The sequence below is a fragment of the Veillonella parvula genome, assembly GCF_024461875.1.
In the GTDB taxonomy this organism is placed as follows: domain Bacteria; phylum Bacillota; class Negativicutes; order Veillonellales; family Veillonellaceae; genus Veillonella; species Veillonella parvula_I.
Genome location: NZ_JANGAL010000117.1, coordinates 1 through 234, shown reverse-complemented (window position 1 = coordinate 234; position 234 = coordinate 1). Strand labels below are relative to the sequence as shown.

General features: G+C 38.0%; 1 pseudogene. It reads right to left on the bottom strand.

The features are described from left to right. A pseudogene (locus NE668_RS10060) lies at nucleotides 1-234 on the bottom strand (tRNA dimethylallyltransferase); the annotation flags it as partial.

Sequence of the window (234 nt, the reverse complement as noted above, 5' to 3'; positions counted from 1 at the left end):
AGCTTTTTCTTCCAGTTGTTTTCTGTATTCCTGGTCTCCATCTTCTTTTGTGAAATCAATATCATATAAAAGACTTTGGATATAGAATCCTGTTCCACCAACGATCAGTGGAATCTTGCCTTTTGCATAGATTTCCTTTAGGGCATCTTTTGCCATCTGCTGAAATCTCGCTACATGAAATTCTTCTTTAGGATCAAGTTCATCCACCAGATAATGCTTGATCCCTTCCATCTC